This is a genomic window from Pectobacterium araliae (genome assembly GCF_037076465.1).
In the GTDB taxonomy this organism is placed as follows: domain Bacteria; phylum Pseudomonadota; class Gammaproteobacteria; order Enterobacterales; family Enterobacteriaceae; genus Pectobacterium; species Pectobacterium araliae.
The window spans coordinates 1,075,594-1,092,377 of sequence record NZ_AP028908.1; the positions used below are offsets into that span (position 1 = coordinate 1,075,594).

Annotated in this window: 14 protein-coding genes; 5 read left to right on the top strand and 9 right to left on the bottom strand. The window is 53.3% G+C overall.

Annotated features, from left to right (window positions below):
* Positions 1 to 4: 4 nt before the first annotated feature.
* The 3 genes from fecA to fecI form a co-directional block, all read right to left on the bottom strand.
* The gene (gene fecA / locus AACH44_RS04880; protein ID WP_261848300.1) at positions 5 to 2,353 is read right to left on the bottom strand and encodes a TonB-dependent Fe(3+) dicitrate receptor FecA; all 2,349 of its coding nucleotides are present in this window, start codon (positions 2,351 to 2,353) and stop codon (positions 5 to 7) included.
* A gap of 90 nt (positions 2,354 to 2,443) precedes the next feature.
* Positions 2,444 to 3,400, bottom strand: a complete 957-nt coding sequence (fecR, locus tag AACH44_RS04885; RefSeq protein ID WP_261848301.1) for a ferric citrate uptake sigma factor regulator FecR — start codon at positions 3,398 to 3,400, stop codon at positions 2,444 to 2,446.
* Complete coding sequence (gene fecI, locus AACH44_RS04890; protein WP_261848338.1) at positions 3,397 to 3,918, bottom strand: ferric citrate uptake sigma factor FecI; 522 nt, start codon at positions 3,916 to 3,918, stop codon at positions 3,397 to 3,399. Before fecI ends, fecR begins: the two co-directional genes overlap by 4 nt.
* Positions 3,919 to 4,222: 304 nt before the next feature.
* Here fecI and AACH44_RS04895 point away from each other — a divergent pair, with 304 nt between their 5' ends.
* The 5 genes from AACH44_RS04895 to AACH44_RS04915 all read left to right on the top strand — a co-directional run bounded on the left by AACH44_RS04895 (position 4,223) and on the right by AACH44_RS04915 (position 7,917).
* Entirely contained in the window at positions 4,223 to 4,876 is a 654-nt protein-coding gene (locus AACH44_RS04895) for a CSS-motif domain-containing protein (protein WP_261848302.1), read from the top strand.
* Positions 4,877 to 4,925: 49 nt separating this feature from the next.
* Entirely contained in the window at positions 4,926 to 5,156 is a 231-nt protein-coding gene (locus AACH44_RS04900; RefSeq protein WP_261848339.1) for an EAL domain-containing protein, read from the top strand.
* Between the two features lie 120 nt (positions 5,157 to 5,276).
* A complete protein-coding gene (locus tag AACH44_RS04905) occupies positions 5,277 to 5,618 on the top strand; it encodes a zinc ribbon domain-containing protein YjdM (RefSeq protein ID WP_261848303.1) in 342 nt (113 codons plus the stop codon).
* Between the two features lie 138 nt (positions 5,619 to 5,756).
* Positions 5,757 to 6,842, top strand: a complete 1,086-nt coding sequence (mltB, locus tag AACH44_RS04910; protein WP_338659513.1) for a lytic murein transglycosylase B — start codon at positions 5,757 to 5,759, stop codon at positions 6,840 to 6,842.
* 349 nt (positions 6,843 to 7,191) lie between these two features.
* Positions 7,192 to 7,917, top strand: coding sequence for a sulfite exporter TauE/SafE family protein (locus AACH44_RS04915; protein ID WP_261848305.1), 726 nt, complete (start codon positions 7,192 to 7,194; stop codon positions 7,915 to 7,917).
* On the opposite strand, the gene AACH44_RS04920 is transcribed toward AACH44_RS04915, so the two are convergent.
* The 6 genes from AACH44_RS04920 to AACH44_RS04945 all read right to left on the bottom strand — a co-directional run bounded on the left by AACH44_RS04920 (position 7,914) and on the right by AACH44_RS04945 (position 16,729).
* Positions 7,914 to 8,807, bottom strand: coding sequence for a LysR family transcriptional regulator (locus AACH44_RS04920; protein ID WP_261848306.1), 894 nt, complete (start codon positions 8,805 to 8,807; stop codon positions 7,914 to 7,916). The two genes, AACH44_RS04915 and AACH44_RS04920, sit on opposite strands and share 4 nt — an antisense overlap.
* A gap of 122 nt (positions 8,808 to 8,929) precedes the next feature.
* Positions 8,930 to 10,123: an alpha/beta hydrolase gene (locus AACH44_RS04925; RefSeq protein WP_261848307.1), complete on the bottom strand. Its 1,194-nt coding sequence runs from the start codon at positions 10,121 to 10,123 to the stop codon at positions 8,930 to 8,932.
* Between the two features lie 236 nt (positions 10,124 to 10,359).
* Positions 10,360 to 11,403, bottom strand: a complete 1,044-nt coding sequence (pelI, locus tag AACH44_RS04930) for a pectate lyase PelI (protein ID WP_261848308.1) — start codon at positions 11,401 to 11,403, stop codon at positions 10,360 to 10,362.
* 539 nt (positions 11,404 to 11,942) lie between these two features.
* On the bottom strand, positions 11,943 to 13,112 hold the full coding sequence (locus AACH44_RS04935) for an HlyD family type I secretion periplasmic adaptor subunit (protein WP_261848309.1): 1,170 nt from the start codon (positions 13,110 to 13,112) through the stop codon (positions 11,943 to 11,945).
* Positions 13,113 to 13,123: 11 nt separating this feature from the next.
* Positions 13,124 to 15,262, bottom strand: coding sequence for a type I secretion system permease/ATPase (locus AACH44_RS04940; RefSeq protein WP_261848310.1), 2,139 nt, complete (start codon positions 15,260 to 15,262; stop codon positions 13,124 to 13,126).
* A 39-nt stretch (positions 15,263 to 15,301) separates the two neighbouring features.
* Positions 15,302 to 16,729 carry a TolC family outer membrane protein gene (locus tag AACH44_RS04945; RefSeq protein ID WP_261848311.1) on the bottom strand — a complete coding sequence of 476 codons (1,428 nt, stop codon included), beginning with the start codon at positions 16,727 to 16,729 and terminating at the stop codon, positions 15,302 to 15,304.
* Positions 16,730 to 16,784 lie beyond the last annotated feature (55 nt).

Below are 16,784 nucleotides of genomic sequence, written 5' to 3' on the forward strand. Positions count from 1 at the left end.
ACAGTCAGAATTTCAGCGAGCCCTGCATGTAGAGGGTGCGCGGCTGGCCAGCATAAATACCCTTGTTGTTGTCATCGCTGTTCGAGCGCGTGTAGTAATCATGGTCGAACAGGTTTTTCACACCAAAGGCCAGATTGAGATCGGAGAACTGTGGGCCAAAATCATAGGCTGCGCGAGCGCCCCACAGCATAAAGCCGGGGATACGTCCGGCGCTGCCATCGGCGCTTTCGGCAATGGTGTTAGCGTTATTGGCGAACTGGCTGGACTGGAACTCACTGTTCAGGTTGAACGTCCAGTTGCCCGATTGGTAATCGACGCCAAATCCGCCCCGATGTTTTGAAGAGAAGGGCACCTGATTACCGTAGGTATCACCCGCTTCGCGAATTTCCGCATTCACGTAGGTATAGCGTGCATAAACCGACACCGCCTCTAAGCGGGGCGACAGCTCGGCGAGGTTATAGCGAGCCTGTGTTTCCAGCCCAGAATGGCGGGTTTTTCCCCGTGTGGTGACGGTGTTGTTGGTCTGATTGGAGTCATACTGGTTATTAAAGTTAACCAGGAAGACGCCCATTTCTGCGGTCAGCGCGCCATCGTCGTAGCGGGTGCCCACTTCCCAGGTACGTGCTTTTTCTGGCTCCACTTTGCCGCTTTGAGCCGCCTTGCCAATTCGGCTGTACTGTACGGTGCCGAATGATCCTTCCGTGTTCGCATAAAGATTCCAGCTTTCGTTAACGTGGTAGAGCACGTTCAGGGCAGGCAGCGGCGCGTTGTAGCTGACCGCTTCGCCTGTGCCTTTCAGCGTGTTGTCCTGATAGGATTTGATGTGCTCAACGCGCATTCCCGGCGTAATTGTCCAGTTGCCGATATCAACGCGATCGTCGATGTACCAGGCGTGTGCTTCTGTACCCGCACGGGTTTCGCGGTCGATGGGGCTGTTGGCACTGGGTAGCGTCTTGCTGGCGGTATTGGTGAAGTAACGCACCTCATGGGTAGATTCGCTGACATAGCGGTAGCCGACGCCGACTTCATGTGCGGAGGAGCCGAGGGTAAAGCTTTGGCTATAGCGAGGTTCGATGCCGCGCACCCAATATTCGCGTGGCGACAGCGTGAGAATCGCGTTCTGTTCCAGATAGCCGCTGCGCAGTGTGCGCGTGTAGAAGCCCTGAATATTGAATTTGTGCTGCTGATCCGGCTGATATTGGTAGCCTAAACTAGCCAACTGACGACGCCCCCAGAAGCGATCGTACGGACGTGTTGACTGCCAGCGGTCGGCATTATAATCGGCGCGTGACAGGCCTCCTGGCATATCGGCGCTGCCATCATAATATTGCAGCAGGCTGTTAAAGGAGTGTACGTCGTTTGGCGCGTAGCGGCTTTTCAGCATGACATCATCAATACGTGTCGCGCTGTGTTCGCGCCAGTCGCTGCCACGCGTGCCGGAATAGATCAGTGCCGAACCGAAACCGTTATCTGCTGTGCCGCCAACCAACAGGTTGTGGGTTTCTTTCGGGTTGTGCTGTGAAGACGTTGGGCTGTGTTGGCCTTCTACGCCAGCGCTGATGCCAAACTCTTTGGGGATTGCCCGGGTGACGAAGTTTACGACGCCGCCGACGCTCTGTGGTCCGTAGCGTACTGCACCGCCACCGCGCACGACGTCAACGGCATCCATATTGCCCAGAGAGATGGGGGCGAGGGAAAGCTGCGGCTGGCCGTAAGGCGCAAAGGGGACTGGAATGCCGTCCATCAGTACGGTGGAGCGGCTGGCCAGACGCGGGCTGAGACCGCGAATACCGAAATTCATCGCTAGATCGTGACTACCCGTACCGTTATTTTCCGGTGCATACACGCCCGGCATGCGATTTAAGACATCGCGCATCGTGGTGGCACCGGTCTTAGCGAAGTCCTCACGGCGGATCACATCGCGTGCGCCTGCGTGCTCAAAGACGTCATTTTCACGCGCTTCACCCAGCCAGTCGCCGACGACCGTCAGCGTTTCTTCCGCTGCTGTCGGGATCGGCTCCAGCGTCCACGCGTTATCGCCCAGCGCTTTTAGTTGCAGGCCGCTACCTGCAAGCAGGGCTTTCAAACCGCCGTCAACGGTGTAGTCGCCGTGCAGGCCGTTGCTGCGTTTTCCCTGCGTCAGGCTGGCATCTACCGACAGCGTAATCCCGCTGCGGGCGGCGTAGTGGTTGAGTGCTTTATCTAACTCGCCAGCCGCAATATCGTAGCGTGCGGTGGCGGGCGTGGCAGCAGCATAGGCCATCCCTGTCGTGATAGCGGCTGTCGATAGCAGGCTGAGCTGTATCGCCATCGCTAAAGGGGTTGCTTTACGAAAGGCGCGTAAGAGCGTCATAACGTCTCCATCATCATTTTTGTTGTATACCTAAGTCGAACGAGAAGGAGAAAAAGGACAATCAAGAATGATAATTTTTTTCATTATCGTTTAGTTTGCGGGAAGAATATTGACCCAGTAACGCGTAATGTACTGAATTTTAACCGGAAGGGTTTTCTCGATGACCTGTAGCACCATGTCAGTATTTTTCAGCGGGAAGGTGCCGCTTAAGCGTAACGTCGCGACCTCCGGGCTACAGCGCAGCGCGCCGTGACGATAGCGCGAGAGGGTCGCTATCACGTCGCCGAGCGGCTTATTGCTGAAACTGAGGATACCCTGCGTCCAGTTGTTATCTTCTTCATCTGCGGATTGGATTTCACCCAGTTCCTGTGCGCTGAAGCGCAGGCTTTCGCCCTGACGCACGATGCGTGCTTGAACCGGATTATCTGCCAGCACCACTTTCACCGCATGGTGTTGCACGCTCAGTACTGTACTGCCTTCTTCCTGACGTACCGTAAATTCGGTGCCCAGTGCGGTCAATTGCCCCTGTCGTGTTTGCACGTAGAAAGGGCGGTTGCTGGCATCCTGTCCGGTGGCGATCGCGATTTCGCCATACCAGAGCTGAATACGCCGCTGCTGTGAATCGAAGCGAACATTGACGGCACTGTCGGTGTTAAGCGAGAGCAGCGTGCCGTCTTCCAGACGCTGCTGGCGGATTGCGCCTTTAGCGGTGGTGTAGTCTGCCCGCAAGCTGGTTCCTGTGTCGGAACGCCAAAGCTGCCAGCCGCCGCCCACGCCTAACAGCAGCAATAGACCTTTCATCACGCGGCGACGGGTGTGCTGGGTATCCTGAAGGGCGCGGTGGGCGACGTTGCCGGGTACGGTGTTCATCTGGCTGCGCAGGCTTTCGACCTGCAACCAGGCCCATTGGTGGTCCTGATTTTGTTCATACCACAGTTGCCATTTCTCGGTTTGCTGCGGGCTCACGCGTTCGTCGCTCAGCACTGCATACCAATGCGAGGCAGAGCGCAGCGCCTGACGTTGAGAATCGGTCAGCGGAAGACTCACAGCCCGTGCTCCAGACGAAACAGCAGGCAATGCTCCGTGGCTTTGGCAACGTACTTTTTGACTGAACTGACGGAAACATTCAATTGCGCGGCAATCTCACCGTAGGCCATACCGTCAAGCTGGGACAGCAGAAATGCCTGCCGCGCCTTATGGTTAAGGCCATCGAGCATAAGATCTACCTGCTGGAGCGTCTCAAGCTGCTGTTGCTGGATGTCTGGCGAGGGTACCAGCGCCTCCGGCAACTGTGCCAGCCTATCCAGATAGGCTTTTTCCAGCGCATTGCGACGAAACAGATCGACCATCACGCGCTTGGCAACGGTACACAGGAAGGATTTTGGATCGCGGATTGCGCTCAGCGACTCGCCGTTCATCACACGCAGGAAGGTGTCCTGGGCAATATCGTCGGCCTCAAAAGAGGATTGGAGCTTGCCCGTCAGCCAGCGCTTCAGCCAGCCGTGATGCGAACCATAGAGCGATTCGAGCGTCAGTTCAGCAGAGGGGGGAGCGTGGTCAGACATCATGGTCAGAAGTAGAAACGCGTATCGACGGTAAATAATAGCCGCTATATTAATATGATAATAGTTCTCATTACAATTAAATCGCGATGAGATATCGACACGATAAGCGAAGTAGAAAGCAACTGGCTGTTTTTTAAAGTAAATAGAAAAGCAAATAAGTTTGTCGCTCTCACGCCGTGGAGACGCGCCGAGTTAGACGGTTATCAAGACCCTGAAATCCTAATTATTTAGGCTATCCATACATTGTGGGGAAGGGTTGTGTGCTATGTTGGATTTCTCGTGATGATGATACGTCTCCCTCCCTATGAGAAAAAACCTGTTAGCTTATTTTCAAACGCTCTATTTTAAGAAAGGTTTTTTCTTATTATCTGCCAGCCTATTTTTTATTCTGGCTTCGCTTTTTGCGTTGGTACTTGAGATCCATTCGACTTTCACCCTTAAACAGTTTGAAGAGGATGTGGATACGTTTTCTATCCTCACGCTTGAACATGCTGGCGAAATAATGGTGCAGGCGACCTCCGCGCTGGATAAGTTAGAAGAATATCCTTTGCCTTATTGCGATACTCCTCACCTGAATGCGCTCCGCAAGGTGGCTTACGATAATGACTATATCCAGGATATCGTTTATATCGACGGGAATCGGCCCCGCTGTTCTTCGATGCTGAACGACATTAATACGATGTTTCTCTCTGCTCCCGATTTTGTTTATAAAAACGCCTATAGGGGGTGGTATAACGTTGAAAGCCCACTGAGCCGCAATAAGCGAATGATTTATGTTGGCGCAGCACATCATCTTGTGGTGTTAAATCCGCGTTCATTTCTGGATGTTCCCTCCTACAGCCATAATATCCAGTGTGCATTGCTGGAGAGAAAAAAACAGGATGGGCAGGTTATCCTGTCGGATTCGAGCAGTGACGGTGTTTTTTCTCGCCTGATCACGGGAGAAAATCGAACTTGAACGGGTCAACGCTAATACGCTCAAAATCGATAAGTCTTTTGTCTGGAATATTAATAACCATTCCCCCACCGACATTGTGTTGTCCCATATTGTCAGCATGGCACATTGTCTTAACCAACACATTGTTGCCGAAGGCGTCGAAACTCTGGTTCAGGAAGCCTACCTGAAAAGTCTTGGTGTTGCCTATGTGCAGGGCTGGCTGTATTCCAAAGCGCTCACGCAAGAGGCGTTAATCGCGTTTCTGGCGACAAGGCGAAAAACTACGTCAGATGGGCAGTAAAGTCACAATAAACGCGGCTTCACTATCAAAAATGTGCATGAAAAGGTAAAATATCGAAAATAGGGTAGTTAACTAATGATATTTATTGCTTTTTTATTGTGAATTTTTCAGGAGTTTATCATGCAACAGTTACCTCATTGTCCAAAATGCAGTTCTGAATACACCTGGCAAGAAGGCGAAAGGCTTAACTGCCCTGAATGTGGAAATGAGTGGTCGGCGGTGGGTGATGCGGAGGCGCAGGATGACGTCTTAGTGGTAAAAGATGCCAACGGCAACCTGCTGGCGGATGGTGATACGGTGACGGTCATTAAAGACCTGAAAGTTAAAGGCAGTTCGACGCCATTGAAGATGGGCACCCGCGTGAAAGGGATTCGCTTGGTGGAAGGCGATCACAATATTGATTGTAAAATCGACGGTTTTGGCCCGATGAAGCTGAAATCTGAGTTTGTGAAGAAAAACTGATCCTGACGTGATGACGCGCGCGGCAGTCTCTTCTCTGGCTGGCGCGCCGCACTTTTTCACCTCCGGCTGGTTTTTTCACATCAGACAATCCTTTACCATAGCTGATATTGATTTCTTACCTGGCTATACGGATATCTGATGCGTCATCTGGCTCGTTTTCTCCCTCTGCTCGTTTTGCTCTCGGCCTGTAGCAGTCAGCCGGCTCCCCCTCCGACAGAAGCGCCTTCGGGTAATCCTTTTAAAGGCGGCTTCCTGCTTGAACCTACGCACAATGTGCATCCGCTCGGTGGCGATTTTGCGACCAATCCGGCTACTGCGCGGTTTGTTGATAAAATGGTGCTGGAGCACGGTTTTAATCGCCAGCAATTGCATGATGTGCTGGTTCAGGCGAAAAGTCTGGATTGGGTAATCCGTCTGATGGATAAGCAAGCGCCGACATCGCGTCCCCCTTCAGGGCCGAACGGTGCCTGGAACCGTTACCGTAATCAGTTTATTACGCCAGACAACGTGCAGAACGGTGTTGCGTTCTGGAATCAATATCAGGATGCACTACAGCGCGCCCAGAATATTTACGGCGTTCCGCCTGAGATCATCGTCGGCATTATTGGCGTTGAAACTCGCTGGGGCCGGGTAATGGGCAAAACGCGCATCATTGATGCCTTGGCGACGTTGGCGTTTGATTACCCGCGACGTGCCGATTACTTTGCGGGCGAACTGGAAACCTTCCTGCTGATGGCGCGTAAAGAAGGCAACGATCCACTCAGCCTGCGCGGTTCTTATGCTGGCGCAATGGGCTACGGGCAGTTTATGCCTTCATCCTTCAAGAATTATGCCGTGGATTTTGATGGCAATGGACATACCAATTTGTGGGACCCGGTGGACGCAATTGGCAGCGTAGCCAATTACTTCAAAGCACACGGTTGGGTGAAAGGCGCACCTGTCGCGGTGCAGGCAAATGGTCAGGCACCGCTGCTTACGAACGGCTTTAATACCCGCTACTCGCTCACGGAACTTCAGGCTGCGGGGTTAACGCCACAACATTCGCTGGCGGGATACAGTGAAGCCAGCCTGCTGCGGCTGGATATCGGGACGGGTTATCAATACTGGTACGGATTACCAAACTTCTACGCCATCACGCGCTACAACCACAGCACGCACTACGCGATGGCTGTATGGCAGCTAGGCGAAGCTGTAGGTCGCGCACGGCAGAACCAGAATTACTAAGATATCTGCTGCTTGGTGTTGGCAGCCCTATTCACAAAATGCGAACGGTGATAGTGGGATAGAAGAGTAAAGCGTTTGCGCCATGGATGGCGCAACTCGAGCGTACAGGGACGTATTCACAGCGTCTTTACGATCTACCCACTATCACCGCTCTGTAGGCCTCACTGTTATGTGAGGGTATATTTTCCCACACTATCTCTCCTGGCGATCTTCCACCCATCGCATCATTTTCCCTACTTCCAATTTTCCTTGAATCACCCTCAATACAATCCGCATCGACACAAACAGCCACCTCATTGGAATATTCCTGCATAGGGTTCTTCCTATGTGCAGCAAACCGAGGCGATGAATGACGACGATGATAGTGGTGTTCCTGCTGGCTGGTGTGGTGAAAGGTGTGATTGGTCTGGGATTGCCGACAATCGCCATGGGCTTGTTAACGCTGGTGATGCCAGCAGCCAGCGCGGCGGGGCTATTGATTGTTCCGTCGCTGGTGACCAACGTCTGGCAACTCGCCTGTGGCCCCGCCTTTCTTAGCTTGATTAGGCGGTTTTGGACGCTATTTGTCGGCATTATTATTGGTACGTTATGGAACGGGCTACCTGCACTGACGTCATCATCGTCATGGACGAACGCGGCGCTCGGCGGCATTTTGGTGGTTTACGGCCTATGGGGAATGGGGGCGACGACCTTACCGCAGCCCGGTCGCCATGAAATCTGGCTATCGCCGCTGGTGGGCTACATCACCGGGGCTATCACGGCGGCAACAGGCGTCTTTGTGATTCCCGCCGTGCCTTACCTGCAATGCCTACGGCTCAATAAAAACGATTTGGTCCAGGCGTTGGGACTGGCGTTTACCGTCTCGACGCTGGGGCTGGCGCTACAACTTATGCAGGGGAGCGGGCTACAGGGCATTAATCTCTGGCAGTCGGTGCTGGCATTGATTCCCGCACTGCTGGGCATGATGATTGGGCAACGCCTGCGCCACGCGATTAGCGAATCGGTTTTCCGACGCTGCTTCTTTATCGGGCTGATTGCGCTGGGTGGATACATGGCGGCGCGTGGGCTGCTCTAATCCGCAGGTGCTTCGGTAATGAACGCCACAAAATCCTGAACATAGCCGGGCAGCGCAGAAAACTGGCGAGCGCAGATGACCAGATTGCGCGTCGTCCAGTCGTCTGCGAGCGGAATGGTATGAATCGCCAGCCGCACCTGCATGCGCTGTGCGGCATGTCGCGGAACAATACCAATGCCAATCCCGCTGTGAATGACCTGCGTGACGGCATCGAAACTGGCAAGACGCACGCGATAATTCAGGCGTTTCCCTAGTTTTCTGGCATGTTCATCAATGTGTTCCTGCAACGCTGCACCTTCGCTAAGTCCGATAAATTCGGCGTCAGCGATGTCAGAAAGGCTTAGCGGTTTCTCCCCAACCCAGTCGCTATTTTTCGGAACGACCACCACCAGTTCATCTCTGCGGAACGCTCGGGTTTCTAGCCCGTCGAGTACAACGGAATCGGCGACAATGCCGAGGTCGGCGGTGTGGTTGCGGATGGCATCGACGATATCACGGCTGAGTTTTTCATTCACCGCGACGGATATGTGCGGGCAGGCCACCAGATATTGCCCCAGCAAAGCTGGCAAGTACTCGTTCAGTGCCGCAGAGTTGCACAACAAGGGGATATGACCGCGTAGCCCTTTGCCGTATTGATGTAACTCGCTGCGCATATGTTCGACCTGATGCAGGATGATGTGGGCATGGTGCGCCAACGAAAATCCCGCGTCGGTGAGCGAAACGCCAGCCTTTGAACGCAGCAATAGCGGTACGCCAAGTTCCTCTTCCATCCCCCGGATTCGCTCGCTGGCGGCTTGCACAGTCAGGTTGGACGCCGCAGCGCCACCGGTAATGCTGCCTGCTTTCTGAATATTGAGAAACAGTCGGAGATCGGTTAAGTCGAATCGCATAGGGAACCTGTCTCGGGTGAGCTGATACCCACTATTATGATCGTGAGCCAGAGCGACGGCAATCGCTCAGCCTGCGACTTACTGAGATTCCACTCTGTTTCTTCCTTCTGTTCTCGGCAAGGTTATTGCGTGTGCAGGACGTTGGCCATGATCTGATTTTGCCAGTCGAAATACGGGTTAAAGGTCAGGCGTACATGGGTTTTGCCGTTTTCCACGTATCCCCAGTCGGAATACCACAGCGTACTGCGATCCGCGCAGGCTGTCAGGTCGTTATTGGTTTGTCCGTTGGCGCAAATAATGATTGAGCCTGTTTTGCCGTATTCCGTATTTTCTGGTGAAAAGAGGAGCGACATATGTGAGAGTTGGCTGATACGCCATTCGGGCAGTGAGCCAGTACGCACTAACACGCGTGAGGAATGGATACCCGCAGGGCGATCGCCATACCAGATGAGACGACTGCGCGGGTTGGTAAACTGGGTATCGAACAGGTTGGCAATATAAGTCGTATCGACGACGGAATCATGCTCCGCCAGCACGATTAACACTGGCTTGTCATACGGTTTTTTGGCGAGCTGTGAACGAACACCGCGGCTGGAATAGTAATATTGGGCGAGTCCGTTAGTCGGCACGCGCATATAGCGAGTTGCCAACTGCTGTGGGTAACCAGGACGCGGTGGCATCAGCCAGTCGGTAAACACGGACAGCAGCGGCGTCATGAAATCGTATTTTTCGTTGGATTTAATCGCGGGTGAAAACAGCACCAGCCCTTTGATTTCAGGGTGTTGTGACGCGTATTCCAGCACCAAATTGCCGCCAGTGGAAAAACCACCCAGATAGACTTCATCGACCTCTTTACTGAGAATAGCCGCTTGCTCGGCAACGACGTTGCGCCAGTCATCAACGGTGACGTGCAGTAGATCGGAGGGGCGGGTGCCGTGTCCCGGCAGCAAAACGGTTCTGACCAGAAATCCCAATTCGACCAATTTCGGCGTGATGTCAATGAACGAACCGGGAGAGTCCCCCAGCCCGTGTACCAGTAAAATCGCTTTATGCGGTTGACCCGTAGGGCGCACTTCACTCGGCGTGTTCCAGCGTAATTCCCGTTTTTTATCTGTGGTTTGGAAGGCGCGATGTTGCTCTACCCAGCGCGTGGTGTCTTGCTGATAGCGCTCGAATGACGGTTGTCCTAATGGTGTAATCTCACGTGGATTGCTGTTGCATCCCACCATGAAAAGCACGCCCGTGAGAGCGAATAAGCTGACCATTACCCGTTTCCAGATTGGCCACGAAACGAACCGGAATGCGTTTATTGTCATTTATGCTCCTTGCTTACTGGCAACATCAACCCGATCGTTAACGGGATATGGCGATTCGGCAACACTATATCTGAAATTATTTGGCAACCATGGCGCTCAACGTGCGGCGCTGTTTACCGAATTACAGCAAGGCTGATACAATGAAACAGACCGTGCATCGAGCACGGTCTGTTGAAGAGAGATGCGTCAGAACCCCAGAGGGAATATTACGTTAGGTGTGAATTCTGCTGGCAGAATTATAGGGCTTTAACGTTTGAACGGCTGACTTTGCAGTTCTTGGTATCCCATTGTTCACCGTGTTTAGGGGATTCACCCTGACCTTTTTGTACGCCAGTAAACTCTTCGCAAATCGAGGGTTTACCCGCTTTGTAACCTTTAATACGCAGATCGCGAATTTCAGCGACATCGCCAAAGTTACGGTTTACACCCGCGATGCTGTCGATGGTGCCGTTAACGGTAGCGCTGATGATGGTGAGGTTACGCGGGCCGCCATTGTTGGTGCAGTTCCCACATGAACGCCACAGTTTGCCGTGTTGCCCCGTCAGGGTGAAGTTGCCCTGTACGATAGTGTGGCTGTTTTTGGAATTCTGTTGCAGTACTTTGTCCGGCTTGCCGCCAGGGCCATTGGTGGTGTTATGTGCCACACCGCCGACGATGGTCATGGTTTTGCCGTTGTTGGTCGCTGCATCTTCACAGATGTCTTCCCAGATCACGTTTTCAATACGGCAGTCTCCGCTGGCACAGTGAATGCCGTCAGAACCGCCTTTTGCTGAGATGCGCAGGTTCTTAACGGTGGCATTTTCCAGTGTGATAACGGGAGGTTGCTTATCACTGTCGCCGCTACAGCTCAGACCCAAAGTGATACCGCCGCAGTCGACGGATTTATTTTTGATCACCGCCCCTGCTTTACATTCTGAACTGGCTGCCTTTAGCGGAGCAGCGCGCAGTGGTGCAGGAGCTGTCTGTGCTGCGTTAGATTTCAGGACGCTATTATTGCCACTCACGGTATCCACCCAATACCAATAATCTGACGTCGGATTAGCCGTTAAGTCGGTAAAGGTTCTGTCGGTGGAATTGAGTTCTGCGATTTTTTCGCTGCCAGCCTGATTATTATTGGTGCTGCGATACACATCCTGGCGAACAACATTGCCTGCATCGGTAGACCAGCTTAAATAGGTGGCATTGTCTTTTTTCAGCAGCATCAACATGGTGTCATTCGCCTGAGCCTGAAAAGAAAAAGCAGCCGTACATAAAAATATCGGTGTTAAATACTTAAACATGTGTTTTTCCTTGTAAATTAAACGGATATTTTTTCCCTTTATTTGTTCTAAATAAAGAGGGAGTCCTAGCGCATCGAGGGGATTATATAGCAGAGAATATGAAATGAATAATAATTCGTAGAAATTGTTTGGATTAATTAGATTGTTTAATTTGTTTTGTTATTATTTTGTATTTAATTATTTATTTTGTATTTAATAAATACTCGGAGGGTTCTATTTGGCAATAAGGAAACGGAATGTTGTGAAGCGATGGAAACCTTACCACCCGTCTACTACTGTGCGTGACGGGATTCGATTTTTTTCCACGTTTCGTTGATACGCTATTTACGTTTCTGGTGATAATTTAATCGTTAGTAGAATCGAATGCTTTGATTAATAAGCATTGAAGATTTCTTATGTAAATGAAATTTTATTAATCTACATATTCATGTGCGACAATTTTTAGTTTCTATAAAGGTGTTTTATTTTTCTTATTAATAAAAAAGAAAATGAAATTCTTTGTTATTTATTAAATGACAGCGTGCATTGAGTGTGCTGGCTTAGCGTTCACGTAGTGCTTCATTGACCTTGTTCAGCGGTTTAATCAGATAATCCAGCACGCTTTTCTGACCCGTTCTTATCTCCACGCTGGCGACCATACCGGGCACGATAGGGAATTTTTCCCCGGTTTTGTTGGTCAACTCCGCCTGCGTGGTACGCACATAGACCCGATAATAAAACTGGTCGCGCCTGACTTCGTCCTGAAGGGTATCCGGCGATACGCTTTCGACTTCTCCCGTTAAGTTGCCGTAGATGGACGAATCATAGGCGGTAATTTTTACCGTGGCGGGTAAACCCGGCCGGATATAGGCGATATCGCGCGGGTTGATGCGTGTTTCGATTAGCAACTGATCTTCCAGCGGTACGATCTCCATCAGCTTGCCGCCCGGTTGCAGCACGCCACCAACGGTCGTGACCTGAATGTCTTTCACAATCCCTCGCACCGGTGACGTGATGGTGGCGCGCTTGAGCTGATCGGCTTTTCCGCTGACCACTTCCGTCTGCGCTTCCAGATCGGCGTTGTTTTTGACTTGTTCTTCCCGCGCCCGCACCGCGTATTGGTTGTTGGCTTCGTCGATTTTGCCACGGATCTCGCTAATCTGGCGGCGTAACCGGATCACCTCGACGGCACTGGCGGCACCGCGCTGCACCAGCGGCTCCGTCATGCGCAGCTCCTGCTCGACCAGCCGCATAGACTGTCGCAGGTTGGCGATGGTTTCATCACGATTACGCAGACGTGATTCATAGAGCTGACGTTCACGCGCCGCCAGCGCAGGCTCCTTCATGGTTTCCGCGCTGAACTTGAGCGGTGCGCCGCTCAGCTCGGCGTGCAGACGTTCGGCAGAGGCACGCAGCGTCTGTACGCGGGAGAAGGCTTCGCCGTAAACGGACTGAAAACGGTTGATATCCAGTTGCGCCAGCACCTGCCCCTTTTCGACAACGTTGCCCTGTTGTACATACAGTTGACCGATGATCCCGCCATCCAGACTTTCAATCACCTGAGCGCGGGTCGAGGGCGTTACCTTACCGGTCCCGACTGACACTTCATCCAGCACGGCGAAGGTGGCCCAGACAAAAAAGACGACCAGCCCCAGCAGGCTGAGCCAGATAATGACGGAGACGTGTCGACCCTGGCGTTTCAGGTCATCATGGAGGGTGATGCTGCTCATTGTGTTTCTCCTTACGCCACGCTTTGTGCGGTTTCTGCCGGTTTACTGATGGCTTTCAAAATCTGGTCACGCGGGCCATCTGCCACGATGCGTCCGCCATCCATAACGATCACGCGGTCAACCAGCCTGAGCAGCGCTGGGCGGTGCGTCACCAGCACCAGCGTGCGACCCGTCAGCCAACTGCTTAATTGGTGAATAACGTGACCTTCCAACTGCTCGTCCATGGATGCGGTAGGTTCATCAAGCAGCACAATCTGAGGATTGCGTAGCAGCATCCGGCTGAGCAGGATCATCTGTCGTTGACCACCGGATAAACCGCGCCCGCCTTCATGAATGATGCGGTCCAGACTGGCGGCGTCCTGTTGGATCAGGCTGAGCGCGCCGCTAATGCGCAGCGCCTGCAACAGCTCCTGTTCGGTAGCATGGGGGTTGCCGAGCATCAGGTTTTGCCGCAGGCTGCCGAAGAACAGACGTGAGTCCTGTGACAGAAAACCCAACTGGCGGCGAACGTCTGCCGGATCGATCTGGCTGATGTCGACGCCATCAATGATGACCTTGCCGCGTGTCGCGGTCGCCTGACTGGCAAGCAGCTTGAGCAGGGTGGATTTACCCGCACCGACCTTACCCAGCAGCGCCACTTTTTCACCCGGCTTGATCTCCAGCTTCCCGATCTGCAAGGCGGTATCGCCCTGTTCAGGATCGTAGCTGTACTGCATGTTGTGGAGTTGGAAATGCCCTTGAAGGATTGGGCAGTGCGCCATTTTTCCGTCTTCTGGCCGATCCAACGGTTTTTGCAGGATGTCATTCAGCCCGGTCATGGCGGTTTTGGCGTGCTGCCAGCGGGAAAAAACCATCGTAAGCTGCATGAGCGGGGCGATGGTACGAGAAGACAGCAGGCTACAGGCTACCAGCGTACCTGTAGTGATATCGCCTGCCAGCACCAGATAGCTTCCGAATACCAGCATCCCGGCATAGGTTAACTGCTGGACGGTTGACGCCCAGCCGCTGAGCCGTGCACCCCAGACGCGTTGCTTCATCCCGATAGCCGCGCTGACGTCGTGTGTCTGCTCCCACTGGCGCTGGAAGTAGGGCTCAGCCTGTAACGCTTTGATATCCTCAATGCCTTCAATGGACTCGACCAGCACCGCGTTACGCAAGGCGCTTTCGCGCATACCTTCTTTGGCGAGCTTCGCCATTGGCCATTGCAACATCAGGCCGGGGATCACGATCAGCGGGATCGCCAGCATGGGAATAAATACCAGCGGGCCGCCGATCATCGCCATGATGCCGAGAAACAGAAAGACAAACGGCATGTCGGCGGCAGCCCCGACGGTCGTTGAGGTCAGCAATTCACGCACCTGATCGATTTCCCGCAACTGCGAAATAAATGAGCCAGTGGATTTCGGTCTGGCCTCATTTTTGATCGCCAGCGCGCGGGCAAACAGCATCCCCGATACGTGCAGATCGATACTCTTGCCCATTAAATCGGAGACGACGGTGCGTGACAAACGGATCGCATATTCTAATGCGGCAGCCAGCAACACACCGAAAAACAGCACCCACAGCGTGGGGATCGACTGTGCCGGAATGACGCGGTCGTACACCTGCATGGAGAACAAAATTCCCGCCAGTGCCAGAACATTACCCACGATAGACGCGAGAGAAATTTCTCCGATCTGTCGTTTTGCGTCACGAAAATGTTGCCAGAACCAGTGTTTGCGGTATGGTTTGACGAAATCATCAATGCGGGTATCGCGGCCACGCTCGGCGATGCCGACCAGCACGATAATGCCCTGGCTGTGTTTGATGAGTTCAGCCAGTTCGGCTTCACGCTGAAGGTCACCGGCGTCATTCAGCCAATAGGTCGCGACGCCTTCATCAGTCAATGATTCGATGACGATCACGCCGCCATCGTCAGTTTCCGCCAGTACCGGTAATATCTTGTTGCGCCAGCGAATCTTCTCCGTGTGTCTCAGACTGATGCTCAACCCCATCAGGTGGCTGATTTGTTCTAGCTGGCGCGCGATGGGCTGCTGTTCGTACCAGCCCATTTGCTGGCGTACCGATTGGATATCGACCACCTGTCCATAGTGGGCGGCGGCGCGTGCCATGGCGGCAATCCAGACTTCAGTTTGGGTAACTTGTGTCATTGATATTCCTGCATATTCTTATCCGACAGGCGAACCGGCTTACAGCGACGGTAGCGTCTCGCCACTGGCTTGATAACGTTCAATACCCAGCATATCCAGCAGATTATCGACGGCCGCGGCGTAGTTAACCGCCGCCTCCCAGCCGTCGTATAACGCGCCGATGCGTGAGGTTTCGGCCTGCAACACATCTTGTTCAACGCTGAGCAGGTCGTTCAGGCTACGTTTGCTGAGCTTGTATTCATCCTGATAAACGTTGCGGGTGTAGGTCGCGCTGGTAATTTGCTGCTGGCTGGCTTTTTCACGCCGCTGCGCACCGATGAGATCGGCGTAAGCCGTTGCCGCTTTCTGATTCATATCCAGTTTTGCCGCTTCGACTTCGGCCTGTGCGGCTTCTCGCGTGCCTGACGCGGCATCAACGCGTGCGCTAACGGCACCGCCCTGATAAAGCGGAGCTTCAACAACCAGCTGTAGCTGGTCATCCCAGTAATTACGTCGGTCAGTTTCATAGCGGGTACGACCTGCCTGCACGGCGATAGTGGGAAAGTGTTGCGCTTCAGCCTGACGAATACGGTGGCGCGAGGCTTCCTGTTTGGACTGAGCGCTCAGCACCGTATTACTCTGCTGATAGGGGAGCGCTTTGAGGGTAATCTTTTGTTGCAGCAACGCCCGTGGTAGATCGGGCAAGGTGGCGGGGATCACGCCGGTCAACACGCTAAGCTGTGCCAGCGAGGAACGCTCCAGCGCACGATATTGTTCCAGCGTCGCCCTCATGCCCGCGATACGGGTTTCCGCTTGCAGAATGTCGGATTGCGTACTGAGACCCGCTTCAGAACGGAGCGTCGCAATATCTTTTACCTGACTGAGTGACGTGATATTGCGCTCTGCCGCCTGATTCAGTTCCTGATAGCGTTTGATTTTCAGGTAGGTAAGCAGGGTTTGCTGGCCGACCGTGGTCATGACACCGTAGAGCTGGTAGCGATAGGCATCGGACAGGCTGTGCTGCTCATCAATACTGCCGCCCGTTTTGCCGAAATCATACAGAAGCTGCTTCAGCGTGATGCCCGCCGTGGAGTTGTTACTCATCGTGCCGCCGCTATCACTTTGATCTGAGCGGCCGACATTGCCGCTCAGGCCGATTTGCGGGAACCAGGCGCTTTGCGCCACGCGCAGATCGGCGTCGCCGACGCGAATCTGTGCCGAGGCCTGCGCAATTTGCGGGTTGCGGGCAAAGGCACGGAGAATGGCCTGTTTGAGATCCAGACTGTTGACCTGTTGTTCTGTCGGTGCGGCGGACCAGTCAAACGCGACGACTTGAGCAAGCGTCGGTAGGGAGTAGACGGTTGCGAGGCTACCGCAGACCAGCCCGAGCGCCAGCATATAGCGCGGTGTTTGATCGCGTAATGTGTGAGTCAGAAAAGTACGGTGGCGCAGAAAAAGCCTATCCCTGATAAACAATGGTTTGTGCATCAATGACCCCTGTTTTCGTTACTCTTTGTTTTCGTTCCTTTCAAAGGGCGGTCAG